Annotated in this window: 26 protein-coding genes and 1 tRNA gene; 18 read left to right on the top strand and 9 right to left on the bottom strand. The window is 51.0% G+C overall.

All coding sequences use genetic code 11. The features are described 5' to 3' along the window. From mbhI to ABCO64_RS08355, 6 genes are read left to right on the top strand one after another with little or no spacing between them, the layout of a single operon-like run. Positions 1-348, top strand: a complete 348-nt coding sequence (gene mbhI / locus ABCO64_RS08380; RefSeq protein ID WP_253459571.1) for a membrane-bound hydrogenase complex subunit MbhI — start codon at positions 1-3, stop codon at positions 346-348. Then, a complete protein-coding gene (locus ABCO64_RS08375; protein WP_253459574.1) occupies positions 345-779 on the top strand; it encodes an NADH-quinone oxidoreductase subunit B family protein in 435 nt (144 codons plus the stop codon). The genes mbhI and ABCO64_RS08375 overlap by 4 nt, the downstream gene beginning before the upstream one ends. Then, positions 776-1852: an NADH-quinone oxidoreductase subunit C gene (locus ABCO64_RS08370; RefSeq protein WP_253459576.1), complete on the top strand. Its 1077-nt coding sequence runs from the start codon at positions 776-778 to the stop codon at positions 1850-1852. The genes ABCO64_RS08375 and ABCO64_RS08370 overlap by 4 nt, the downstream gene beginning before the upstream one ends. Beyond that, positions 1849-3087 carry a hydrogenase large subunit gene (locus ABCO64_RS08365; RefSeq protein WP_253459579.1) on the top strand — a complete coding sequence of 413 codons (1239 nt, stop codon included), beginning with the start codon at positions 1849-1851 and terminating at the stop codon, positions 3085-3087. Before ABCO64_RS08370 ends, ABCO64_RS08365 begins: the two co-directional genes overlap by 4 nt. Further along, on the top strand, positions 3081-4091 hold the full coding sequence (locus tag ABCO64_RS08360; protein WP_253459582.1) for a respiratory chain complex I subunit 1 family protein: 1011 nt from the start codon (positions 3081-3083) through the stop codon (positions 4089-4091). Before ABCO64_RS08365 ends, ABCO64_RS08360 begins: the two co-directional genes overlap by 7 nt. A gap of 1 nt (position 4092) precedes the next feature. Beyond that, complete coding sequence (locus tag ABCO64_RS08355; protein WP_253459585.1) at positions 4093-4503, top strand: 4Fe-4S dicluster domain-containing protein; 411 nt, start codon at positions 4093-4095, stop codon at positions 4501-4503. Between the two features lie 33 nt (positions 4504-4536). Here the strand turns inward: ABCO64_RS08355 and ABCO64_RS08350 are convergent, their stop codons facing one another. The 4 genes from ABCO64_RS08350 to ABCO64_RS08335 form a co-directional block, all read right to left on the bottom strand. Then, positions 4537-5022, bottom strand: a complete 486-nt coding sequence (locus ABCO64_RS08350) for a hydrogenase 3 maturation endopeptidase HyCI (RefSeq protein WP_253459589.1) — start codon at positions 5020-5022, stop codon at positions 4537-4539. A 202-nt stretch (positions 5023-5224) separates the two neighbouring features. Continuing rightward, positions 5225-5380: a hypothetical protein gene (locus tag ABCO64_RS08345; RefSeq protein WP_253459592.1), complete on the bottom strand. Its 156-nt coding sequence runs from the start codon at positions 5378-5380 to the stop codon at positions 5225-5227. Between the two features lie 420 nt (positions 5381-5800). Further along, positions 5801-6847 (bottom strand): DUF21 domain-containing protein, encoded by a 1047-nt coding sequence (locus ABCO64_RS08340; protein WP_253459595.1) that lies wholly within the window; start codon positions 6845-6847, stop codon positions 5801-5803. Between the two features lie 226 nt (positions 6848-7073). Beyond that, positions 7074-7145 (bottom strand) — tRNA-Gly (locus ABCO64_RS08335). 305 nt (positions 7146-7450) lie between these two features. Here ABCO64_RS08335 and ABCO64_RS08330 point away from each other — a divergent pair. From ABCO64_RS08330 to ABCO64_RS08295, 8 genes are all read left to right on the top strand, one after another. Next, positions 7451-8077, top strand: a complete 627-nt coding sequence (locus ABCO64_RS08330) for a precorrin-2 dehydrogenase/sirohydrochlorin ferrochelatase family protein (RefSeq protein ID WP_253459598.1) — start codon at positions 7451-7453, stop codon at positions 8075-8077. Beyond that, on the top strand, positions 8070-9344 hold the full coding sequence (gene hemA / locus ABCO64_RS08325; protein ID WP_253459600.1) for a glutamyl-tRNA reductase: 1275 nt from the start codon (positions 8070-8072) through the stop codon (positions 9342-9344). The genes ABCO64_RS08330 and hemA overlap by 8 nt, the downstream gene beginning before the upstream one ends. Beyond that, positions 9323-10303 (top strand): porphobilinogen synthase, encoded by a 981-nt coding sequence (hemB, locus tag ABCO64_RS08320; protein WP_253459603.1) that lies wholly within the window; start codon positions 9323-9325, stop codon positions 10301-10303. Before hemA ends, hemB begins: the two co-directional genes overlap by 22 nt. Then, positions 10293-11537, top strand: coding sequence for a glutamate-1-semialdehyde 2,1-aminomutase (hemL, locus tag ABCO64_RS08315; RefSeq protein ID WP_253459606.1), 1245 nt, complete (start codon positions 10293-10295; stop codon positions 11535-11537). The genes hemB and hemL overlap by 11 nt, the downstream gene beginning before the upstream one ends. Continuing rightward, positions 11525-12418: a hydroxymethylbilane synthase gene (hemC, locus tag ABCO64_RS08310; RefSeq protein ID WP_256472516.1), complete on the top strand. Its 894-nt coding sequence runs from the start codon at positions 11525-11527 to the stop codon at positions 12416-12418. Before hemL ends, hemC begins: the two co-directional genes overlap by 13 nt. Beyond that, positions 12415-13170: a uroporphyrinogen-III C-methyltransferase gene (gene cobA, locus ABCO64_RS08305; protein ID WP_253459611.1), complete on the top strand. Its 756-nt coding sequence runs from the start codon at positions 12415-12417 to the stop codon at positions 13168-13170. The genes hemC and cobA overlap by 4 nt, the downstream gene beginning before the upstream one ends. A 367-nt stretch (positions 13171-13537) precedes the next feature. Then, entirely contained in the window at positions 13538-13954 is a 417-nt protein-coding gene (locus ABCO64_RS08300; protein ID WP_253459614.1) for a hypothetical protein, read from the top strand. Beyond that, positions 13951-14682 carry a hypothetical protein gene (locus ABCO64_RS08295; RefSeq protein ID WP_253459617.1) on the top strand — a complete coding sequence of 244 codons (732 nt, stop codon included), beginning with the start codon at positions 13951-13953 and terminating at the stop codon, positions 14680-14682. The genes ABCO64_RS08300 and ABCO64_RS08295 overlap by 4 nt, the downstream gene beginning before the upstream one ends. Positions 14683-14816: 134 nt before the next feature. On the opposite strand, the gene ABCO64_RS08290 is transcribed toward ABCO64_RS08295, so the two are convergent. Next, on the bottom strand, positions 14817-16427 hold the full coding sequence (locus ABCO64_RS08290) for a CHASE4 domain-containing protein (protein ID WP_253459620.1): 1611 nt from the start codon (positions 16425-16427) through the stop codon (positions 14817-14819). A gap of 77 nt (positions 16428-16504) precedes the next feature. Between ABCO64_RS08290 and ilvD the strand changes: the two genes are divergently transcribed. Next, positions 16505-18148 carry a dihydroxy-acid dehydratase gene (gene ilvD, locus ABCO64_RS08285; protein WP_253459624.1) on the top strand — a complete coding sequence of 548 codons (1644 nt, stop codon included), beginning with the start codon at positions 16505-16507 and terminating at the stop codon, positions 18146-18148. A 49-nt stretch (positions 18149-18197) separates the two neighbouring features. On the opposite strand, the gene ABCO64_RS08280 is transcribed toward ilvD, so the two are convergent. The 3 genes from ABCO64_RS08280 to ABCO64_RS08270 form a co-directional block, all read right to left on the bottom strand. Further along, entirely contained in the window at positions 18198-19358 is a 1161-nt protein-coding gene (locus ABCO64_RS08280; protein WP_253459627.1) for a tubulin/FtsZ family protein, read from the bottom strand. A 156-nt stretch (positions 19359-19514) separates the two neighbouring features. Continuing rightward, on the bottom strand, positions 19515-19868 hold the full coding sequence (locus ABCO64_RS08275; RefSeq protein ID WP_253459630.1) for a hypothetical protein: 354 nt from the start codon (positions 19866-19868) through the stop codon (positions 19515-19517). Positions 19869-19937: 69 nt separating this feature from the next. Beyond that, positions 19938-20432, bottom strand: a complete 495-nt coding sequence (locus tag ABCO64_RS08270; protein ID WP_253459633.1) for a ferritin-like domain-containing protein — start codon at positions 20430-20432, stop codon at positions 19938-19940. 115 nt (positions 20433-20547) lie between these two features. Between ABCO64_RS08270 and trxA the strand changes: the two genes are divergently transcribed. Genes trxA through ABCO64_RS08255 form a run of 3 tightly spaced genes read left to right on the top strand, consistent with a single transcriptional unit; the run spans position 20548 to position 22015 of the window. Then, positions 20548-20817: a thioredoxin gene (gene trxA / locus ABCO64_RS08265; RefSeq protein ID WP_253459636.1), complete on the top strand. Its 270-nt coding sequence runs from the start codon at positions 20548-20550 to the stop codon at positions 20815-20817. Beyond that, positions 20817-21500, top strand: coding sequence for an endonuclease III domain-containing protein (locus tag ABCO64_RS08260; RefSeq protein ID WP_253459640.1), 684 nt, complete (start codon positions 20817-20819; stop codon positions 21498-21500). Before trxA ends, ABCO64_RS08260 begins: the two co-directional genes overlap by 1 nt. Further along, positions 21473-22015: an aldolase gene (locus ABCO64_RS08255; protein ID WP_253459643.1), complete on the top strand. Its 543-nt coding sequence runs from the start codon at positions 21473-21475 to the stop codon at positions 22013-22015. The genes ABCO64_RS08260 and ABCO64_RS08255 overlap by 28 nt, the downstream gene beginning before the upstream one ends. Before the next feature lie 3 nt (positions 22016-22018). Here ABCO64_RS08255 and aglJ read toward each other — a convergent pair whose 3' ends face one another. After that, positions 22019-22957 carry an S-layer glycoprotein N-glycosyltransferase AglJ gene (aglJ, locus tag ABCO64_RS08250; protein WP_253459646.1) on the bottom strand — a complete coding sequence of 313 codons (939 nt, stop codon included), beginning with the start codon at positions 22955-22957 and terminating at the stop codon, positions 22019-22021. Between the last annotated feature and the right edge of the window lie 18 nt (positions 22958-22975).

Raw genomic sequence — 22975 nt, 5'->3', positions numbered from 1 at the left:
ATGGAACTGACAGGAACACTACTGACAGGATATGGGTTCTGGAACCCGGTCTTTCTGATACTTGCCGGCCTGGTCACAAGCCTGGTTGCGTACCTGCTCTGGAGGCGGGGGGTATCAACATATCGAAGAGGGAGTGAACAGGAGCGGCCATACCTCTCAGGAAACCCTGAGCCCGAAAAGAATGCTGTTCATATCCGCGGAGGCAATGTCTACTGGGGTTTCACCGAAGGCCTGAAAGGGTTCTATTCCCGGGTCATCCCGGCTCATTCAGGAGATTTAAATGACTACATGCTCTGGTACTTCGGCGTTATGATCGCCATCTGTGCAGTGGTGGTGATCGTCCAATGAAGATCTCAAAAGCATTCAGCCGGTCACTCTGGGCATTTCACTTTAATGCCGGGTCCTGCAATGGCTGTGAGATCGAGATCGTGGCAACGATCACGCCCCGGTATGATCCCGAACGCTTTGGGATAAAACTGGTCGGATCACCAAAACATACCGATCTCCTCATTGTCACAGGCCCTGTGACAAAGAAGATGGGGCCGGTTTTACGGCGGGTCTATGACCAGATCCCTGACCCAAAAGTTGTCCTCTGTGTCGGGACATGTGGCCAGTCCGGCGGTGTCTTCTATGATTCATATAATCTGGAAGGACCAATTGACGAGATCATTCCAGTTGATGTCTACGTGCCGGGATGTGCGCCACGTCCTGAAGCAATCATTCATGGGGTGGTCACTGCACTCCAGAAACTCGAACGCCTGGAAGGAGGTGAGCAATGAACGAAACGATACTGTCCCCTGAGGAGCTGATCAACTGCTATACCGGGAAGTTTGGTGATGCGATCACCGAATCACGGATTCAGATCAGGGCTGAGGGGGCAAAAAAGAATGAAAATATCAATATCTGGATGACAATCTCCCGCGAGATCCTAAAACCTTCAATTGACCTCTTAAAGGAGTTTTCCTACCCTCACCTCTCTGTTATATCAGGATGGGATGTCGGTGATGAACTCCGGATGCAGTATATCTTCTCCATCTACTATGGGAGAACACATGGCGAGTACATGGTGACATTTACTGTTTTGCTTGCAAAAGACGATCTCAGCCTGCCAACAATCAGCGACCAGATTCCAGGTGCACTCTTTACCGAGCGGGAAAAGCAGGAGATGTATGGTGTTACGATAACCGATATTCCTGATGGCAGGCGGCTCTTTCTGCCTGAAGATTTTCCAGAGGGTGTCTACCCGCTCAGAAAGGATGAATCCGGAATTCCTGACACCATGATCAAAAATCTCTGGCAGACCGGCCGGCCAACAGACCGCCCTGTACCCCCGGTGACTGAGAAAGAAGAGCCGGAGAAGCCGAAGAAGACAGAAGGAAAGGAAAAGCCGAAGAAGGCTGCAGAAGAGAAGAAGACGGAAGAAGAGGAGAAGAAGGAAGAAACAGCTGACAAAGACCCAAAGAAGGAAGAGCAGCAGAAGCCGGAAGGAGAGGAAACAAAGGAAGAAACAACTGACAAAGACCTGAAGAAGGAAGAGCAGGAGATACCGGAAGAAGAGGAGAAGAAGGAAGAAACAGCTGACAAAGACCCAAAGATGGAAGAGCAGCAGAAGTCGGAAGGAGAGGAAACAAAGGAAGAAACAGCTGACAAAGACCCGAAGACAGAAGAGCAGGAGATACCGGAAGGAGAGGAGAAGAAGGAAGAAACAGCTGACAAAGACCCGAAGACAGAAGAGCAGCAGAAGCCGGAAGGGAAGACCGAAGAAGATGTGAAGACAAAAGCCCCTGAACCGGACGAAACAACGAAGGGTGAAGAGGATAACCCGGGAGAGAAGAGAGGTGAGGACCGATGACTGATGATACAGGAATGAAGAAGGCACCGTATGTGGTTCCAATCGGGCCGGTCCACCCGGCGCTCAAGGAGCCGGTGCAGTTCCTCTTTGAGATGGAGGGCGAGGTCGTCAAAAAGGCGGACTTTGCCCCCGGCCAGACCCACCGTGGGATTGAGTGGATGGGTATGCGGAGGAATCCTGTCCAGATCGTCCACCTGACAGACCGGATCTGCGGGATCTGCGGGGTTACGCATTCGCTCTCGTTTGCACGTGCCGTTGAGCAGATTGTTGATATCGAGGTTCCTGCACGTGCAGATTATATCCGGGTCATCATCGCAGAATTTGAGCGGATCCAGTCCCATCTCCTCTGGGCAGGTGTTGCCGCCCACGAGCTTGGGTTTGATACCCTCTTCTACCTTGCATGGCGTGTCCGTGAAGAGTCCCTTGACGTCATCGAACATATCACCGGAAACAGGATAAACTATGGACTTGTTCAGATCGGCGGGGTGCGACGGGATATTACCCCGGAACAGCACCCGACAATTCATGCCTGCCTGGACAATTACCGTGGCCTCCTTGGGAAGATGCTCAGGCTCTTCCTTCATGATACAACGATCTCGATCAGGTGCAAAGAGACAGGAATCCTCTCATTTGAAGAGGCGCTGCACCTCTGCACAGTCGGGCCGACAGCGCGGGCATCCGGGGTGGTAAAGGATGTCAGGGTCGATTATCCCTACTCGGCATACGGGGATCTTGAGATCTCCCCGATCCTTCCCTCAGCATATGGAGGGGAGATCAATGGAGATGTCTATGATCGGATAGTTGTAAGGCTCCTTGAGATAGAACAGTCCATTGGGATCATTGAGACATGCCTCAAAGAGATGCCAGCGGGCGAAATCCTCTGGGAAAAGAAACTCCCCAAGCTCCTGTCTGCCTGCAAAAAAGCCCATGGAGAGGCTGTAGGGCGGCATGAGGCCCCACGAGGTGAGTGTCTGCATTATGTGGCAATGGACGGCCATGAGGCCCCTGCCATGTGGAAGATTAAGGCATCGTCATACAGCAACCTCCATTCATGGATACCAATCCTTGAGGGGGAACAGCTTGCCGACATTCCAGTCGTCGTCGCCTCGATCGACCCATGCCTCTCCTGCACCGACAGGGTTGCCGTGATCAGGGGCGATACGCGGAGCCTGATGACGAAAGAGGATCTCCATCGCCTCTCGGTTGAGAAGACACGGAGGATACAGGGATGCTGACACCTGAGAATATGGTGCTGACGGTTGGTGCAGCATTTGTACTCTCCGTTATCGGGATTCTGATCGGGCTTCTCCTCCTTGGTATTGACCGTCGGATCTCAGCACGCATGCAGGCACGGATCGGCCCCCCGCTTCTCCAGCCGGTTATTGACCTGCGGAAACTCCTCTCAAAAGAGAATATCGTTCCTGAGAACGCAATTCCAGGTATTTTCAATGCCGCACCGATCGTCGCACTCGCCTCGTCACTGGTTATACTGCTCTATCTCCCGATCGGATCCATGGTGCCGATCCTCGGGGGCTATGGGGATCTGATCTTGGTGATGTACCTGCTGGCTGTCCCGGCACTTGCGATGGTTGCCGGAGGGTTTGCCTCGGGATCACCCTATGCAACAGTCGGTGCCCAGCGTGAGATGGTAAGTATGATCGCATACGAGCTTCCGCTTGCCTCAGCCGTGATCGCAATTGCCTGGCTCCTCTATTCAAAAGGGATCGCAAACCCGTTCTCGCTTGCGGTAATTGCAGAAAACCCTGTTTGGACACTTGTCGGGCCACTTGGCATGCTTGGCCTGCTCCTCCTTCTGCTCACGCTTGCCTGGGTGACACCTGCTGAACTCTCAAAGATTCCGTTCGATTCACCTGAAGCAGAGACCGAGCTGGCAGGCGGGCTTCTCGTTGAGTACTCCGGGAAGAACCTTGGACTCTTCACGGTTGCCCAGGGTGTCAAGACCCTTGTTATGGGAGGGCTGGCAATTGCAATCTTCTTCCCATGGAACATCTCCCCGGTTCTCGGCCTGACATCATATGCGGCATTCACAGCCGATTTCATCTTCTTCTTCCTGAAGGTGATCGTGCTCATGATCCTCTCGGTGACTATCATCAGAACTGGTATTGCACGGTTCCGGATCAACCATGTGGTCACCCTCTTCTGGGTCTACCTGGGACTTATCGGGCTTGCAGGGCTCTCGCTGATAATCCTTGATTCTGTCTTTGCGGGGTGGTTCTGAGATGGGTCTTCCAACCCTCCCGATGATCCGTGAGATTCTCACACAGGTCTTCAAAACACCCGCGACAAATCCATTTCCCTCCCGGTTCCTCCCAAAGTCCGTAACAGGCTTTCTGAAGAAGGTTGCAGCAGGTGAGGCTGCCATCCACCCGCCGGTCCAGACGCCGCCGAATTTCCGCGGAAAGATCGTCTATGACCGTGACGGCTGTATAGGCTGCAATCTCTGCCTCAAGGTCTGCCCGGCACATGCAATTGAGATCATTCCGGAGACAAAACGGGTCAGGATATTTGTTGCACAATGTGTCTTCTGTTCACAGTGTACTGACATCTGTCCAAAAGGCGTACTCTCGATGAGCGATGAGTTTCTGCTTGCAACAGAAGACCGGTTCGCCGAGAGCCAGATTGTCGAATAAGAGGAATTCGAATAAGAGGAATAATCTGCGTGATCAGAGTCTCTGAATTGAGGCTAAATCCTTCTTTTTTATCATCCAGATGAGCTGTTCTGCTGCTTTTTGCACGACCTCCGACAGCCCCTCTCCCGGCTCAATAGTCTTTGGTTCTATCCCGATGAAGAGGATGTCGGGGATGTCGGGTGAGAGGTAATTGATCAGGTGCGAGAGCGGGAGCATGTGTGTGCCGATGCTGGTATCATCGATCTTCTCAGGCGGGATACTGCGGATGCTTCCCGGAGGCAGCCCCATCCTCGCAGCATCAACGATTATCAGGAGGGCCGGGGACGCGCGCCGGATGGGTGCGGTAAAATTCTCCGGGGCTGTGCCGCCATTCCAGGCTATCAGGCCGGGCGAAGAGGTGGAAGAGGCAGAAGAGGCAGAAGAGGCAGAAACTGCGATTGCATCTGCAACAGAACACCCGGCTCCATCATCTGAGAGGAGGGTATTGCCAACCCCGAGAATGAGTATCATGGTGTACATACATTCAGTGTAATTCTACAAGAAACAGACCCCTTTTGACAAAGCAGAGGTGACGTATTTATGCTTTTCATGAAAGAGAGAAGGTATCCATTACCCCTGGCATTCTGAGAGAGAGAGAGGGATGCGTGTGCCTGGTTGAAGAGAGTAGACATCTCGCTCTCGTCCCGCTTTTCGAGACAAAATAGCCGGTGTGACTCCCGGTTTATGACCGGGTAGCTGATAATGATGATACGTGCATGTCATCAGTTGCATCATCATGTTCCGCCATGTATGCCCGCCTGAGAAATGAGCGGACAGCTGATCGCTTCTCCTGCTCATCCTGCAGGTGCAGGCCCTGTATTGATGAATGTATACTCATTGTAATCCTCCAAATCTTTCTAATCCCACTAATACTCCTAATCCTACTAATACTACTAATCCTATGAATCCCACAACTCCTCTTCAGTAATTCAGCCTCCTGCTGTCTGTTCGTATCTCTCAAAGAGCGACGGCTTTGTTGTCGGCTGGCCAGGAGGTCTGATTACCCTTGTTCCACTCTATCTGTTGCTCTTTGGGCAGTATTGAGGTATTCCCAAACAAACAGAGGTTTCCTGGACAGAACCGGGATTCTTTCGGATCGGGAACGCGAACCTGGTACCCAGGGGATAGTTATCAAAAAAGTTCAAAAAATTTCAAAAAGTATGAGCTGGTTTCTCTGATAAGCATCTGAAAGCGCTTTGCCGAAAGGATCTGATCAGTATGCCAACCCCCTGGACAAGTCCTGCCACCAGCACCACACTCATGATTTTTCAAAAGACGCAGGATCGGGAATGACCGGATTCTGAACAATGCCCCTGAAGAGCCTCCCGAGCACATCACCGCCGGTGATGACGCGTTTTTCATCTTCAGACCAGAGAAGAATAACATCATCATCGATCACATCATCACCTCTCCGTATCGGTTTTACCTTCAGGAGAGGGATAACGTCACCAAGCTTTGCGGACTTGTTTTTCGTGATGATTGGACGATGGCAGTGGCGGAGTGGAACAAACCTGCCGGAATTGAAGAGGGCATCACGGATGAACTCATCAGAATCCAGCACAAGCCTTGGCATACCTTCTGGATCCGTTAATACAATCCATTTCTTCCCGGAACGCTGTATCTCCTGGAGGAAGGGATCTGTCACATCTCTCCTGATATGTGGAAATACTGGAAGCGTATTCTCAAAGTCGATTATGACGACGCTGTCCGGGTCAATCCGCTCGCCTTCCTCTGCAAGCCCGACATCATCCAGTGCAAGGAAGTTCAGCGCACCCTGGCCTTCCATCCGTTCGATCTCAGTTTCTGAACTCTCCATGTGCAGCCAGATTAATTCACGGAGATCTTTTTCACGGAAGAACCGGATGCCTTCCGGGCCAAGCAGCCTGTTAAGGATGACTGCAGTCGGCCAGGCAACCGGATACAGAATAATCTGGTAAAACCTGAGAATGGGTGAAAGAAACGAGGCCACCCTCAGGGCATGGCGCGAGAAATATGCCTGCGGGGCAATCTCACCAACAATCGTGATCACAACAGTTGAGAAGAGAAACGCGGCAACCCCGGCCAGCACCGAGTTTGCGAGCAGTGCAAGAAGGACATTAATTGCAACATTTCCCCAGAGGATCGTCACCAGCAGGAAGTTTGCATTCTCCCTGAGCGCAAGAACGCGTTTTGCGTCCCTGTTGCCGCGTCGGGCTTCAATTGTCAGCTCCAGTCTGCTGATCGTAAAACAGGCCAGGTTCAGGCCGGAAAAGATCGCTGACTGGGAGATGCAGATGAGTATTCCAATCCATACAAGCTGTGTCACAGAGAGAACCTCACTTTGGGAGTATGCTGTGCTCCTGACGAGCAGGTATACCTTAGTCTGCAGCAGCGTTTCTACGTGCAGCAGGTTTTCCCAACTGGTTGTTCATTTCTGCTTGTTCATAACGGTGTCGGAAGGAAAACGAGAATCCGGCAACACCCGGTTAAGGCCTGGCTGGTCTTGTGAACAAAACTGTCCAAAAAAAAAGGGAATCAGACATATTTCCCTATGCGTCGACCGGGACTCGAACCCGGGTTTAGGCGTTGGCAACGCCTAGTGATAACCACTACACTATCGACGCAACAGCTCCTGTCTGCGACCTTACTTAATAGGAATTGTCCGTATTTATGGATATCGATCCACCTCTTCGCTGGATGCATCACCAGGCATATCACGGAGTATCTCATATGATGGTAGACGGGTGGAGAACCCGGTGAAGATGCAGTCCAAATGTAATTGAAGATATCCAAACAGACCGGAGCTATCCGGCGGCATCCAGAATGGCGATGCAGGGAGAGCATAGCTATCAGACGATTGTACATGGAAAATAGCATCGCCTCAGAAAAATCGTCATCTTAATAGGAGAGCATCACCAATTCTGAAGAAATGATCCCCCTGATCATCAGTTTCAAACACAAAAAGGTTATCATCTTCGGCGGGGGGTCGGTCTCTGCCAGAAAAGCACGCTATTTCCTTGGTGAGGCAGAGGTGACCATCATCAGCAGGAGCTTCTCTGAAGAGATCCGCAGCATGCCGATTACAAGGCTTGTTGCAGATACTGGAGACCTGAGTGACGAGGAGATCAGATCCCATATTATCGGGGCATTCCTTGTGATCGCCGCGACAAGTGAACGGAGCCAGAACAACCGGATCGGGAAGCTTGCCGCAGAAGAGAATACCCTCTTTAATAATGCAGATGGAGAAGCGGGGGACGTGATCATACCATCAGTTGTCCGGGGCCGCCACCTCATCGCCGGTTTCTCAACCGGTGGGGGAAGCCCTGCGGTCAGCAGGCATCTGCGGGAGCGCTTCGTTGATATAATACCAGAGATAGACAATCTGGTCGATCTCCAGCAGGTTCTACGCGAAGCTTTAAAGAAGACGTCACTTCCGCAGGAGGAGCGGGCGCAGAGACTGCATGCAGCACTTGCAGACAGCGAGATCCAGATAGGGCTGGTTAATAACAAAGAAGAGACGATACGTAAGGCAAAAGAGAGGTATTGCCATGAATGAGGGGCTTCTCGTACCGATAGCCATCGCCGGGCTCGACCACCATACAGCAACCCAGAATGAACTCGAAGCGTTCCGTTTCGAGGACGAAGAAGAGTTCATCCGGCAGGCACGATCCAGGTTCCGGGGTGTCCAGCTTATCCAGACATGCAACCGGGTTGAGGTTCTCGTTGAAGGCACTGCAGACGATCTCACCCGCTACATGCAGAGCCTTGGGAGAACCAGGTTTCACATCCATTATGGCCATGGCGCCCTTGTGCATCTCCTCGGGCTTGCTGCAGGCATCAACTCGATGATCGTCGGCGAAGATCAGATCATGGGCCAGATGCGGCAGGCACTCCTCACATCAACAGCATGCGGGGGGAACAGCCAGATCATCGATATCTGCATCAATACAGCAATCCATTTCGGGCAGATGGTCCGGCAGAAGACGATGATCAACCGTGGATCTGTCTCGATCGGATCAGCTGCCGTCCGGCTCGCAGAGGATCTCCTCGGGACACTGAAGAAGAAGCATATCCTTGTCGTTGGGACAGGAGAGATGGGGAAGCTCGTCACCAAGGCACTCCGGGAGAAAGACTTAACCGCCATTTATGTGACAAACCGGACGCACCAGCGTGCAGTGGAGCTTGCCGAGGAGATCGGTGGGAAAGCCGTCACATTCAGGGATCTCTACCCGTTTGTCATGCTCTCTGATGTTGTCATCTCCTGCACAGCAGCTCCCCATGCGATCATCAGGCATACCGATCTATCAAAGGCGATGGAGGGGAGAACCTGGCCACTTGATACCGGGCCAAAACCCCTCCTGATAATCGACATTGCACAGCCAAGAGATACCGAAGAGACGATCAAAGAGATTGCAGGAGTCCATCTCTATACAATAGATGATCTCAGATCCATATCTGAAGAGAACATGCTTGCCCGGCAGAACGAGGCAGAAACCATCCGTTCACTCATCGAAGACGAACTTGGCACCTTCATCCAGAGAATAAACCGGGCAGCAGCAAACGATACCATCGCAACCCTCCATACATGGGCAGAAGCAATCAGGATACGCGAACGTGACAAAGCTATCAACAGGCTGGGACACAGTGATCCAAAGACAAACGGGATCATAGATGATCTCACCCGCGTCCTGACAAAAAAGATCCTGGCAGATGTAACAATGGCTATCCGGATGAGTGCCGAGGATTGCGATCTTGAGACTGCTGCCATGCTGGTTGATGCAATTACAAAAGGAGAGAAGCTATGTTTCCCAAGACACGATTGAGACGACTCAGGAGAAGAAGGCTCCAGCCGTTGGTCCGCGAGACAGAACTCCGGAGAACCGATCTGGTTGCACCCCTCTTCATTGATGAAAATGCCGTATCAGAGACGCAAATCCCCTCAATGCCAGGGCAGTCCCGGATACCTCTTCAGGATCTCAAAGGAACCGCAGAGCGGCTCTATGAGGCAGGTATCAGGGCAGTAATCCTCTTTGGCATACCCGGGAAGAAAGATCCAGCTGCCACATCCGCATATGCTGCGGATGGGATCATCCAGCAGGCGGCAGCAGCAATCAGATCCGCTCTGCCGGGGATGGTCATCATCACCGACGTCTGTGCATGCGAATACACCGATCACGGCCACTGCGGCATCATCACCGACACGGGAGAATACCCGGATCTCGACAACGATACCTCGCTTGACCTGATGAAAAGGATCGCAGTCAGCCATGCAGAAGCCGGAGCCGATATCGTTGCCCCATCCTGCATGCTCGACGGGCAGGTGCAGGCGATCAGGGAGGCGCTCGATTCAGAAGGGTATCCTGAGATCCCAATCCTCTCGTACTCAACCAAATTTGCAAGCGCCCTCTATGGGCCCTTCCGTGATGCCGCAGACTCCGGGTATTCGTATGGAGACCGGACAACATACCAGATGAGCCCGGCAAACAGGAGAGAGGCGTTTCGTGAGTCTGCACTCGATCTCGAAGAGGGAGCAGATATCCTGATGGTCAAGCCCGCCGGGTTCTACCTGGATATCCTAAAAGAGATCCGCACGCTTGGCGTGCCGGTTGCTGCATACCAGGTAAGTGGCGAATATGCGATGATCAAGGCTGCAGCAGAGAAAGGATGGCTTGATGAAAGAGAGGCTGCCCTCGAATCACTGACCTGTATAAAGCGGGCGGGGGCAGACCTGATTATTACCTATTTTGCAGAAGATGTCTGCAGGTGGTTGCATGAAGAGTAATGATTTATTCACAAAAGCGCAGAAACTCATTCCGGGAGGGGTAAGCAGCCCGGTGAGGGCAATCAGGCCCTACCCCTTTTATACAGTCTCTGGAAAAGGAGGACACATCAGAACTGCAGATGGAGAAGATTTCATCGACTGCTGCCTTGGATACGGGCCGATGATACTCGGGCATGCAGATGATGCTGTCAGGACTGCAATTGCAGAACAGCTTGAAGCTGGCTGGCTCTATGGTACACCTGTAGAACTGGAGATAGAGATGGCTCTGCGGCTCATCCGTGACCATCCGGGAATTGAGATGGTCCGGTGCGTCTCAAGCGGGGGAGAGGCGACCATGTCTGCCATCCGGCTTGCCCGCGGATACACGCAGAAGAAGAAGATCCTCAAAATTGAAGGAGGATTCCACGGTGCGCATGACAGTGTCCTGATCAAGGCAGGATCCGGTGCAACAACACTTGGTATTCCTGATTCAGCAGGCATTCCGGGGGAGGTGGCAGAGTTCACACGGCAGGTGCCATACAATGATGCCGAAGCCCTCGATTCGATCCTCGCAACCGACCCGGATATTGCCGCGTTCATTATTGAGCCGGTGATGGGCAATGTCGGGTTGATCCTCCCTGAAGAGAACTATCTCAGCGAAATTAGAAAGATCACAGCAGAGCACGATGTCCTTTTGATCTTTGACGAGGTGATCACCGGGTACCGCCTCGGAATCGGCGGAGCACAGAAGAAATACGGGGTAACACCGGATCTCACGACACTTGGCAAGATCATCGGCGGAGGACTGCCAATTGGTGCATTCGGCGGCAGGCGCGAGATCATGGAGATGATCGCCCCGGCAGGCCCGGTCTACCAGGCAGGGACCTTCAGTGGAAACCCGCTCTCGCTTGCAGCCGGGGTTGCCACAATCGATCAAATCCATGCTCACAAGGGGGAATACCAGAAGGCAGAAGAGCGTACACGGGCAATTGAGGAGAGCCTGCCCCCATCTGCTGACGGTTCGTTTGTCAGGACGGAGTCCATATTCAAATATTTCTTCAGGCAGGAGGCCCCTGGAAACTACAGCGAGGCAAAAGAGAGCGACACAACAGCCTTCCAGGCGTTCTGGAACAAAGCACTCAGCAGAGGAGTTTTCCTCCCACCTGCACAGTTTGAATCCAATTTCCTCTCATTTGCCCATACAAACGACGATATAGAGGCTATAGCCGGGGTATACCGTTCATGCCTCCCGTGATCCGCATCGGCACCCGTGGCAGCAGGCTCGCCATGAGGCAGACCGAAATCGTTGCAGATCATCTCAAAAAAGGCGGTATAGAGACAGAAACAGTCATCATCAAAACCGAAGGGGATACAACAACCGGCGTTCCGCTCCACCAGGTGGGTGGCCAGGGGATCTTTGTCCGGGCGCTTGACGAGGCGATACTCCGCGGTGAGATTGACTGTGCCGTCCATAGCATGAAGGACATCCCCGCCGCCCGCCCTGATGGTATCAGGACAGCTGCAATCCTCCCACGCGACCCTCCGACAGACTATATGGCATTTGACAGGCCTCTGGACGAGATCACCAGTGTCGGGACATCCAGTACCAGACGACGGGCACAGCTCCTCAGGTCTGATCCCTCACTTGATATACGGGAACTGCGGGGGAATATCGATACGAGGATCAGAAAGCTGAAATCAGGAGAATATGATGCGATCATGCTTGCAGAGGCTGGCCTTGTCAGGATGTCGCTTCATCTGAATGGCATCAGGCTTCCGGCAGCCCACTTTGTCCCGGCACCGAACCAGGGAACAATTGCTGTTGTCTGCAGGGACACTCCCGAATTAACAGACGCAATCCTGGATCTCGATCACCAGGATTCAAGGATGGATACCATGATTGAGCGTGCGGTTATGGAGGAGCTTGGAGGAGGGTGCTTCACGCCACAGGGGATATACTGTTTCAACGGGCATCTGATCGCAGAAGTCCTCTCACTGGAAGGTCTGCGGACCGAGCGTATGGAAGAACATGTGAAAACCATCGAAGATGCCAGGGAGATCGGCAGGGAGCTCAGAAGCCGATCCCTTGACCTCATCAATGACGCAAAAGAAAAACTTGGACTGGAAAAACCATGAACGGAAGAGTATATCTTGTCGGTTCAGGCCCAGGCGGCCTTGGATTACTGACGTTTCGTGCACGTGAAGTGATCGATTCAGCTGATGTGATCCTCTATGATCAGCTGCCTGGAGAAGCAATCCTGGCAACACTTCCAGGGACTGCTGAGACGATCAACTGCGGCAAGTTCGGTGGATCCCACACGCTGACGCAGGAAGAGATCGAGAACCTGATGGTGGACCGGGCAAAACAGGGAAAGCATGTCGTCCGGCTGAAAGGAGGCGATCCTTTTGTCTTTGGGAGGGGAGGCGAAGAGATGGAGGTCATGAGGGAGCATGGTATTGCGGTGGAGGTTGTTCCCGGTATCACGAGTGCTGTTGCAGTACCTGCTGCGTGCGGCATCCCCGTCACCCACCGGAGCCACGCAAGCCAGGTGACGTTCCTTACCGGCCATGAAGACCCGACCAAGGAAGAGTCGGCAATAGACTGGGACTGGCTCGCAAAGTCACCTGGAACTATTGTTATTCTGATGGGTGTAAAGAATCTCAAAGAGATCACCGGCTCTCTCATTGCTCATGGAATGGTCGGGAAGAAGCCGGTTGCCATCATCGAGCGCGGGTTCAGGCCTGATCAGCGGGTCACCATCGGATGCCTTGAAGATATTGTGAAGACAGCAGAGGATGCCGGCGTGAAGCCGCCTGCGATCATCGTGATCGGTGACGTCGTCACACTCTACCGCGACGGCAGCGAAGGGGCATGGAGCAGATCCTGAAACTTTTATTACTGGCATACAATAATTAATATCATTGATAATATAATCAAATCCGACATATTGAAAAGGTATGATAAAATATACAATTTATTATACTATTCAAAAGCTTTAATTTATTAGCAGCCAATTGTAAGCATAATGAGAAAGATCCTGCTTTTCATGATGATACTGTTCCTCTGCATATCAACTGCAGGAGCGCATGCATTTCAGGTTTCCAAGCCCTTGATGACATATTCCAGTAGTTCCCCGATGTATCTGGATAGCGGGATCCATACTGACCTTACGCAGAACAGTCTCACTCAAACCTTTCTGCCCATGACCGCACCTCTCACAGCAGGCCCTCCATCTAATCCAGGGAATTCTGGAGATGCACCGGGACGATCGGGGGACGCACCGGGGCAGTCGGGTGATTCAGGAAGCGCAGGAGATTCCGGGGACACAGGAGATTCAGGAAGTTCAGGAGATGCACCGGGACGATCGGGGGACGCACCGGGACAGTCGGATGATTCAGGAAGCGCAGGAGATTCCGGAGACACAGGAGATTCGGGAAGTTCGGGAGATGCACCGGGAAGATCAGGAGATGCACCAGGACAGTCGGGAGATGCACCGGGACGATCGGGTGACGCACCAGGGCAGTCGGGAGATGCACCGGGGCAGTCAGGGGATGCGCCGGGACAGTCGGGAGACGCACCAGGACAGTCAGGGGATGCACCGGGACAGTCGGGTGACGCACCAGGGCAGTCAGGGGATGCGCCGGGACGATCAGGTGATGTACCTGTTGTGAATCGTGGTGGGGTTGGAGAAGTCAAAAGCGACCCTGAAACTGGCAGGAGTATACAATCAACTATAGTACGCTCACCAGAAGAAAAAGCCCAGCTCTTTATCTCACAGGGAACTGTTGCTGAACTTGCTGGTGAGCATATCAGCCAGGTTACCATTACTGAGGTTGTGCCAGAAAGCGTACCATCCGTGGCTGCAGATCCAACCTACCGGTACACTGGTGAAGCAATACAGTGTGGTCCTGCAGGTGTCACTTTCTCAGAGACAGTCGGCGTAACCTTTGGACCTTTCAGCCAGGAACGCTGGGATGCCCTCATGGAAGAGACAGAACAGGATCCCCAACAACTGGTGGTCGAATGGTACAATGAGAAGGTAGACGGCTGGGAACGTCTTGATGCTGTAGTAAATCCTCAAACAAGAAGCGTAACAGCATTTACTGATCACTTCACTGTGTTTGCGATGTTTATATCTCCAGGTGCACAAACCCCGATTGTCACTGAAGTTGTTACTCCAATAGAGAGTAACGGGCAAATTTTATACCCGGAAGAACCTGAAGTCGAAGAAGAAAATAATGAGGAAAATTCCAATCCAACGAATATCACAACTGGGAATGAAAAGTCGGATCAGAGTGTGACGACAAATAATAATGAGGATAATGCTGATAATAACAACATACTGATAGAAATACTCAGAAATATTCAAAAAGCCATTGGAATTAACAATTCCAAATAATTTAAATATATTCTTTAATTAATTTTAGATTTTATAAACCAGGGAGATAATTGCCCCTCCATATAAATCATCTGGTTGCTTTTGTTTTGGGTTTTGGTTTGCATATAACAGACATCCCGTCAAAAACCCCCGGCTCACTTATAGTTCCGCCTCATAAAGTTGATCACATTCTCAGAATCAAGCCATCCCTCATCAAGCTGTTTAATCCGTTCATCTATCTGGTCAACCTGCTCTTCAATCAATGATATATACTCTTCCTGGCCCTCCAGAAGAGCTACTCCTCCCCGTATAACCTGAAGAGGATTTCGTATATTATCGCCAAGAATGGCAAACTGTTCAATATTCTGGCTGAGCTGTTCGATAGATGCTGCCCTCTCCTTCTCAATCTTTACCCGTTCAGAAATATCCCTGGCAACCCATATTGCAGCCTTCCTGTTTTTATACATAAATGTATGCATACTTACCTCAACAGGAACCGGATCACCATTCAATGGGTAAAAATTACCAATAACAAAGGCTTTTTGGGATCCATCATCAATAGAGAAAAACCTGGAGAGACGCATGCCGATGAGTTCTTCACGTGAGATACCAAGAATTCCACTTACAGCTTTATTTGAATCAAGTATTACCCCTGGCTTCTCATCATCGTCAAGGGCAACAAGAAGCATCGGATCATCGACTGCATTGAAGAGAAGGCGGTAGTGTTCTTCACTCTCCCGTATTACCTGCTGATCTGCTTCAATTGCTCCAAGCATGTCATTGATGGATTGACCGAGTTCTGCCACCTCATCATCACCCTCAACATCTATCGGTTCACCACGTGATGAATGAACATCGATATTCCTGACTTTCGTACTTAAGGATGAGATTCGCCTGAGATATGACCGGTTGATAAGGAAATAAAGGAGAGTGCCTGACAATATTCCAAGCCCGGTAATAGCAATTAATGCAAGCTGGTACGAGAAGACACCTTTGTTATAAATAGTACGTTCCTGCGTTATTGAGAGGAAGAGGAGAGGATACCCATCCAAATCATGGAGTATACGCGATCCGAGGATGAGATCATTTTTACGCACAATAGAAAGCTGGTCTTCTCTGATCGTCATATCATTCTCGCTATAAACGGATACCTGTGCTGGAACCCCGATATGGTCAGAGAGGCGCATCACCCATCCATCATCAATAAGCCTGGCAAAGAGCACGGTTCCTTCAACAGAATCTCCTTCTCCAATGTTTCCATTTGCCATCTGCACAATCGGACTGATAGCAATACGCACATGGCCTGCTTCAGTCCCTGTAAAACCAGAGACGCCATCTGCTCCTGGTGTAATGTAATCCTCATGAATAGTAAGGAGAGACGGGGGCAGATCAAGTTCTTCCCCGGTATCCGGATTAAATCCCCGGGCAAAAAGAATCTCTCCATCCCTTCCGGTAATGACAATGAAATGAAGATGGTAATAATAGAAAACAGCATCACTCAGACTAGTTTCAGGATATGTGGGGTTGTTTCCATCTATAAACTGGTGAGTTTCTTCCCAGGTTGCCCAGTTATCAACAATTATTGCCAGGTTTTGTCGTTCAGAATCGATGGTGAGAAGGGTATACTCCATCTTTTCCTCAAGAATATCCTCTTCAAGCGAGATAAAACCTTCAAGAATAAAGGCCTGGCTAAAGAAACCCAGCCCTCCAATCAGGCAGATGCTTACAAGAGTTATGATGAGAATCGTCTGGGATTGTACATTCATGGATATCCGAAAATCTATGTCTAACTGATCTCCGAAACTATTTATCTGTAATGAAGAACGACGTATCCTGATCATATATGCGAAGTGACGAGATAAAAAAAGGCTATCCGCGTGCCCCAAACCGATCCCTCCTCCGATCCCTTGGCGTCGGTGACAAGGAGATGGATCTCCCGTTCATCGGGATTGCCAATGCCTGGAACGATATTGTTCCAGGCCATACCCATCTCAGGAATCTCTCTGCAAAGGTGCGGGAGGGGATTGCAGCTTCAGGTGGCGTCCCGTTTGAATTTGGGACCATCGGGATATGCGATGGTATTGCAATGGGGCATAAGGGGATGCGGTATTCACTTCCCTCACGGGAAAATATCGCCGACTCGATTGAACTGATGGTAGAGGCGCACCGCTTCGACGGGCTTGTCTGTATTGGTACCTGTGACAAAATTGTCCCCGGTATGCTGATGGTGGCAGCCCGCCTCAATATTCCGGCAATCATGCTTACCGGAGGACCGATGATGCCTGGATCACTCAATGGCAGGGATCTCTCACTCATCGATGTCTTTGAGGCAGTTGGAAAAGTTGCGGCCGGATCATTTCCTGAAGAGGAACTCTGCAGGCTCGAATGCGCCGCAATGCCTGGGTGCGGAAGCTGCCAGGGCCTCTACACAGCAAACACAATGGCCTGTATGGCAGAAGCAATGGGAATGTCCCTCTCCGGATCCGCTGCTGTTCCTGCAGTTGATGCTGAAAAACTCAGGGTCGCACGCGAAACCGGGTGCCGGATTATGGAACTCGTCAGGTCCGGCATCACTGCACGCAATATCATCACAGAGAAGAGTTTACGAAACGCAATACGCATAGACATGGCGCTTGGCGGTTCGACAAATACCGTTCTCCATCTCATGGCACTAGCCCGTGAAGGTGAGATTCCACTCAACCTGGAGAGCTTCAACACGATCAGTGACGAGACGCCGCACCTCTGCCATATGCAGCCGGCAGGGCCCCACGCAATGGTTGCTCTTCACCGGGCAGGCGGCATCCCGGCAGTCCTGAATCGTTTAATCGATTTCCTTGAACCGGCAGAGACAGTCTCAGGGAGATCTATCCATGAGATCGCAGCAGAAACGCTCAAGAGCGATGATGAAATAGTCCGGACACTTGAAAACCCAATCCATGCAAGCGGAGGTCTCCGTATTCTCTTTGGAACACTCGCACCACAGGGAGCGGTTGTCAAATATGGAGCGGTATCACAATCCATGTGGCAGCATACAGGTCCTGCAAGGGTTTTTGATGGAGAAGAGGAGGCGATGAAGGCGATTCTCGCAAAAGAGATCCGTGAGGGGGATGTTGTTGTTATCAGGTACGAAGGGCCGGTGGGGGGGCCAGGAATGCCTGAGATGCTCTCACCCACCTCTGCGCTGATGGGGCTTGGATATGAACGGGTGGTGCTTATCACCGACGGCAGGTTCTCTGGCGGCACCCGCGGGCCCTGTATCGGCCATGTTGCTCCGGAAGCAGAAGTGGGCGGATCGATTGCGCTTGTGCGGGATGGGGATGAGATCATCGTTGATCTCACCACAAAACGTCTTGATCTGAAAGTAGGCAATGGAGAACTTGAACGACGACGGAGTATGTGGAGACCAAAGTCCCGGAAGCTCTCAGGTGTACTTGCCAGGTATTCCCGGATCGTCGGGCAGGCTGACGAGGGAGCAATCCAGAAATAATACTATGCACCGTCTTTGACGGTGACTCATTTTTTTTTAAAAAAAAAGATTATTCAAAGAGCGGATCAATCGCATCTTCAAACATTGTGGATTGGCGGTCTTTTGACTTAATTACATCTTCTTTGGTGTCTTTTGCCACCTCAAGGAGCTCACTGATCCGGGGTGCATTCGTGATGGATGCAAGCAGAACAACTGAAGCGATATAATTCGAATCAAGCGGATAGTCACCACCACGAACCTCAATACCAGCAATATTCTCCTCAACCCAGGATTTTGACTTCTCAACACCCTTTCTATCCAATTCGTTTGGCGGACCGGCAACCAGTACAAGCGCACGCTCTGCAGTTGTATAATCACAGGGAAGCGTCAGCCGTCCGAGCATTGCCCGTCTCACAAGCGCGATGATCTTGGCAGACTTATCCTCGCCTGTCAGTGAATCCTCTTCCTGTGGTTTCTTCATAAAGCCAGAGAAAAGCCCTTTCTTTGGCTTTGTCTTTGAGATAACATCCGAGATCGCATAGCCGATTGTTGAGATGCCTCCGCCCCGCAGGGTGTTGATGATCTCTGAAGAGTCAACAACCATCTCACCAACCCCGAATTTTCCGACCTCTCCTGCCCTGAAGAGGACACCGAATCTCCGGACCAGCTCTTCATTCAGCCGATCATAGGCGCTCTTGACACTCTCACCCTCGTTCTTCCATGCACTATTGTCAAATACCAGGGTATTGTCCGCTTCATTGGCAAGTGTAGCCAGGCTGCGGGCAGCATTGTAGGAGTAAAGACGGCCCTCTTCAGGTGCCGGTATCATGGCAAGTGCATAGACAGGTTCACGGTAGATACGCTTCAGGTGCCTGCAGAGAACCGGAGTGCCTCCTGAACCCGTCCCGCCGCCGAGTCCGGCTACCACAACGAATGCATCGACATCGTGTGTACCCCTGACATCGATAGCATTGATGATGGTATCTATCTCGTCAGCAGTGATCTTTGCTCCTGTCACATTGTCAGTTCCGACACCATGGCCCTTGACAACAGTCTGTCCGATCAGGAGACGATCCTTCATCTCAATATGCTGTAACCCCAGAAGATCGGTTCGTGCTGAATTAACAGCAATACCCCGGAAGCTGTTGCTCTGGAGTTTTTTATCATGGGCGAGGAACATATCGACGATCTTTCCTCCAGCCTGCCCAAATCCGATGAAAAATACTCGCATTTATATCGACACCTATCTGGATAATGATTGTTAAGGTGTGATTTCAAATCATAAGAGAGTATCGAAAAAACTCAAAATAGCTGAATATACGAAAAAAAATAAAAAAATTCGGAACTGAGATACAAAAAGAGAGGGAAAAACGAAAAGAAAGCCTGATTATGCCTTCTCACGGATCTCTTTTTCGATCTCTTTTCTGATGAGCTGAAGTGAGATTCTTCCAACCGGTGTCACTTTTCCGTTTAAAAGAACAATCGGGAGAGGCGGCTGAAGCCTGTCGATGATCTCACGGATATCTGATGGGATACCATCATCCAGAAGGGTGAGGGTAACAGAGACGGGATATTCTGTAAACTCCTTCTGAAGCGCCTTCTCTAGCGCAGATACAGCAGGAAGCAGTTTTTCTGTGGGTGCACACTCCTCAAGTTCGCAGCTCCGCTCATCATTACAGGGGAACGGGCCGCATGGGAGTTCTTTTAAACCAACGATCTCAAGCTCAATCATGTGTGTCATAGAATATATCTGGATGGAGACGACTTAGCACCATCGTTTGGTGCAGAAAAAAAAAATGAGGAGGAGGCCTTAGTCCTTCAGAATGGCATCAAGATCCTCAAGAAGAGACTGGAGATCCTCTTCATGCTCAATCTCGTCAGCAAGGATTGTGAGAACCATGTTGTAGGTGATCGGATCTTTATCCCTGACAATGGCAAGGAGATTGTTATAGGTCTCAATAGCACACTGCTCACCCTTGATATTCTGTTTCAGAACCTCTTTGACAAACGGGTTGTCAGGAGCCTCGTACCCGCAGTTTGTCAGCGTATACCAATCTTCCGGCTTAAGGACAGGGATCCCTCCAAGCTGGATAATCCGGCCTGCGAGGAGATCGGCATGTCCCAGTTCCTCGGTTGCATGGATGGTCAGTTCAGAAACAACCGCATCCTTTGTAGGGCCGCTTGTGACTTTGGATCCAACCCAGTACTGGTAGTATGCAAGCCATTCATCAGCAAGTGCACGGTTGAGAAGATCAATGAGCGAATCAACATCCATTCCAACAATTGTTCTACCTTTTGTTCCCATAATACACCTCTTTTTAGTCGTAGGTGGTCAGGATAGCAGATATACTTTTCGAGGATTCGGTGGGAAATCACAATCTTTATTGCTCCTATCATCGACTGTAAGAGCAGGTATTCCCATGAGCAAACCAGTTCTTATTGACTTTCATGCAGATTGGTGTGGACCATGCAAGATGCAGACCCCGATCATTGATGAGCTGAAGAAAAAACTCGGTGAGACGGTCGATATCAGAAAGATCGATGTCGACAATCACATGGATCTTGCTGGTAAATACCAGATCCAGGTTGTTCCAACGCTTATCATAGAAAAGGATGGACAAGTAATCCACAAACTCGAAGGCGTAACTGATGGAAAACGCCTTGAAGATCTCCTGCGACCGCTCATCTGATGGACGACAGACAACGGGTACAGGCACTTATAGCACTTTTAGATGAAACATATGGCCGCCTCTCCTGGTGGGATGCTCCATTTGACGAGATTGTAATCGGAGCAATCCTCACCCAGCAGACCCGTTTTGAGAATGTTGAGAAGGCGATCAGCCGCCTGCGGGAGGCAGGTATCTGCACCCTCTCTAAAATCGTGGCAGCAGACCGCGATCTGCTTGAGGAATGTATCAGATGTACTGGCTTTTACCGCGTGAAAGCAGAGAGATTGACGGGCCTTGCAGCTTTTATATGTACGGTATGTGAGGAGAGCACCCCTGATGACGAAGGAGAGGTGCGACCCGGAGGCAGGGAGAGCACGGTGCCTGAGCTGCTGCCTGGCATGCCAACAGAGGCATTGAGAGAGGCCCTTCTATCAGTAAAAGGGGTCGGTGAGGAGACCGCAGACAGTATCCTCTGCTACGGCCTGAAACGGAATGTCTTTGTTCTCGATGCCTATACACACCGGATCTCGGCCTGTGCAGGCATTACAGTGCAGAAGAACCGGTTGCGGGAGCTATTTTCAGAGGAACTTGCCCATGACAATGACCTGCTCAGATCCTGCCATGGCCAGATTGTTGAATATGCAAAAGAGTACTGTAATACAAAGAGATGTTCGGAATGCAGGATCATGACTTTGGCAGAATAGGCCGGCGCCTCATCGCTGAAAACCTTGTCGGTGGAAACTTCGGCAATATGAGCAGACGGCTGGAGAATGGGTTTCTGATCACACGAAGCGGATCATATCTTGATGAGCCAAAGGATCTCATACCTGTCTATTCAGGGGAGGCAGTCCCGGAAGAGGCATCAAGCGAATACCGGGTCCACCAGGCAGTATACGAGAGAACAGCCCATATGGCAGTTCTCCATGCCCATCCGCCGTGTGCAGTCGCTGCTTCCCTCCTGATGGATCTGGTTGTCCCAATCGATAGTGAAGGGAGAATGCTCGCTCCCGAGATAGAGATCATTGACGGAGCACCAGGGACGATGGAGCTTGCAGAGAATATCGCATCAGCACTGAACAAGCGTAATCTTGTGATCGCACGGGGCCATGGGACATTTGCCGCTGGAAAAACACTGGACGAGGCATATCTCTACACCTCGCTTGCGGAGCATGCCGCACTGGTCCTCTTTTATACCGGGCAGTTTACAAAGATGAGATAGGTCTCATTCCCTCTCCTTTTCAAGGCGATCTATCTTTTTCTGGAGCTTCCGGAGTTCCCTGCCGGTCTCACGATGGTAGGCAAGCAGCATATCACCGAGGACTCCAAACATGAATATGATCAGCCCTGACATGATCAGAAGGCCGGTTAATATCGTCATGGGTATACGCTCGATATTCATCATCCAGTAATAGACGACGTAGGTGCCGACAAGAATGCCGCCTACGGTGAGTAAAAACCCGATCAGCCCGAAGTAGAAGAGGGGATTTCCAACCTTTGCAAGCTTGTAGATTGTCCTGATGATCTTATAGCCGTCACGCAGTGGATTGAGTTTTGTTGGCGTACCAGGCCGTTCGCAATAGCTTATCGGGACGACGGCAACGTTTAGTTCATTCCGGACAGCCTCAGCAGCAATTTCTGTCTCGATCTCAAAGCCTGACTCCTTCAGGTTGAGACGGGAGAGCGACTCCCTGGTAAAAGCCCGGTATCCTGAGAGGATATCCTCTAAGTATGTGCCATGGGCCCATTTGAAGAGGACATTAATGATATAATTGCCAAAATGGTTTAACCGGGTCAGTGCACCTTTCTGGTAGCCTGACAATCGCTCGCCGATGACGTGATCGGCACCGGTTGCAAGCGGGGCGAGCATCAGATCGGCATCTGATGGGGAATAGGTACCATCACCATCAAGCATCAGGATGTAGGGCTCTTTAATCATAGAGAAGGCTTCGATGATCGCAGAGCCTTTCCCTCTCCCTGACTGGACAACAACTGTTGCTCCGGCCCGCTTTGCCGCTTCAGCTGTTCCGTCTCTGCTGTTGCCGTCGATCACGAGAATATGGGAAAATCCCATATCGGTAAACTCCCCAATCAGGGACTCTATGGTGAGGACTTCATTTAACGTCGGAATGAGAATGCAGACATCATCCCTCTCTACAGACATCACACAATAATTAATAAG

The sequence above is a fragment of the Methanocalculus natronophilus genome (assembly GCF_038751955.1).
Lineage (GTDB): Archaea > Halobacteriota > Methanomicrobia > Methanomicrobiales > Methanocorpusculaceae > Methanocalculus > Methanocalculus natronophilus.
This window is presented reverse-complemented; position numbering and strand designations above follow the sequence as displayed.

Bases quoted from the DNA above. Each gene is read 5' to 3' on its own strand.
- ABCO64_RS08280 (WP_253459627.1), bottom strand. From the start codon at position 19,358: ATGCGAGTATTTTTCATCGGATTTGGGCAGGCTGGAGGAAAGATCGTC.
- ABCO64_RS08360 (WP_253459582.1), top strand. From the start codon at position 3,081: ATGCTGACACCTGAGAATATGGTGCTGACGGTTGGTGCAGCATTTGTA.
- ABCO64_RS08260 (WP_253459640.1), top strand. From the start codon at position 20,817: ATGGACGACAGACAACGGGTACAGGCACTTATAGCACTTTTAGATGAA.
- ABCO64_RS08350 (WP_253459589.1), bottom strand. From the start codon at position 5,022: ATGTACACCATGATACTCATTCTCGGGGTTGGCAATACCCTCCTCTCA.
- ABCO64_RS08375 (WP_253459574.1), top strand. From the start codon at position 345: ATGAAGATCTCAAAAGCATTCAGCCGGTCACTCTGGGCATTTCACTTT.
- ABCO64_RS08365 (WP_253459579.1), top strand. From the start codon at position 1,849: ATGACTGATGATACAGGAATGAAGAAGGCACCGTATGTGGTTCCAATC.
- ABCO64_RS08345 (WP_253459592.1), bottom strand. From the start codon at position 5,380: ATGAGTATACATTCATCAATACAGGGCCTGCACCTGCAGGATGAGCAG.
- ABCO64_RS08275 (WP_253459630.1), bottom strand. From the start codon at position 19,868: ATGACACACATGATTGAGCTTGAGATCGTTGGTTTAAAAGAACTCCCA.
- trxA (WP_253459636.1), top strand. From the start codon at position 20,548: ATGAGCAAACCAGTTCTTATTGACTTTCATGCAGATTGGTGTGGACCA.
- hemC (WP_256472516.1), top strand. From the start codon at position 11,525: ATGCCTCCCGTGATCCGCATCGGCACCCGTGGCAGCAGGCTCGCCATG.
- mbhI (WP_253459571.1), top strand. From the start codon at position 1: ATGGAACTGACAGGAACACTACTGACAGGATATGGGTTCTGGAACCCG.
- hemL (WP_253459606.1), top strand. From the start codon at position 10,293: ATGAAGAGTAATGATTTATTCACAAAAGCGCAGAAACTCATTCCGGGA.
- hemB (WP_253459603.1), top strand. From the start codon at position 9,323: ATGTTTCCCAAGACACGATTGAGACGACTCAGGAGAAGAAGGCTCCAG.
- ABCO64_RS08300 (WP_253459614.1), top strand. From the start codon at position 13,538: ATGCACCGGGACGATCGGGGGACGCACCGGGGCAGTCGGGTGATTCAG.
- cobA (WP_253459611.1), top strand. From the start codon at position 12,415: ATGAACGGAAGAGTATATCTTGTCGGTTCAGGCCCAGGCGGCCTTGGA.
- ABCO64_RS08370 (WP_253459576.1), top strand. From the start codon at position 776: ATGAACGAAACGATACTGTCCCCTGAGGAGCTGATCAACTGCTATACC.
- ABCO64_RS08290 (WP_253459620.1), bottom strand. From the start codon at position 16,427: ATGAATGTACAATCCCAGACGATTCTCATCATAACTCTTGTAAGCATC.
- ABCO64_RS08330 (WP_253459598.1), top strand. From the start codon at position 7,451: ATGATCCCCCTGATCATCAGTTTCAAACACAAAAAGGTTATCATCTTC.
- aglJ (WP_253459646.1), bottom strand. From the start codon at position 22,957: ATGTCTGTAGAGAGGGATGATGTCTGCATTCTCATTCCGACGTTAAAT.
- ABCO64_RS08255 (WP_253459643.1), top strand. From the start codon at position 21,473: ATGCAGGATCATGACTTTGGCAGAATAGGCCGGCGCCTCATCGCTGAA.
- ABCO64_RS08270 (WP_253459633.1), bottom strand. From the start codon at position 20,432: ATGGGAACAAAAGGTAGAACAATTGTTGGAATGGATGTTGATTCGCTC.
- hemA (WP_253459600.1), top strand. From the start codon at position 8,070: ATGAATGAGGGGCTTCTCGTACCGATAGCCATCGCCGGGCTCGACCAC.
- ABCO64_RS08355 (WP_253459585.1), top strand. From the start codon at position 4,093: ATGGGTCTTCCAACCCTCCCGATGATCCGTGAGATTCTCACACAGGTC.
- ilvD (WP_253459624.1), top strand. From the start codon at position 16,505: ATGCGAAGTGACGAGATAAAAAAAGGCTATCCGCGTGCCCCAAACCGA.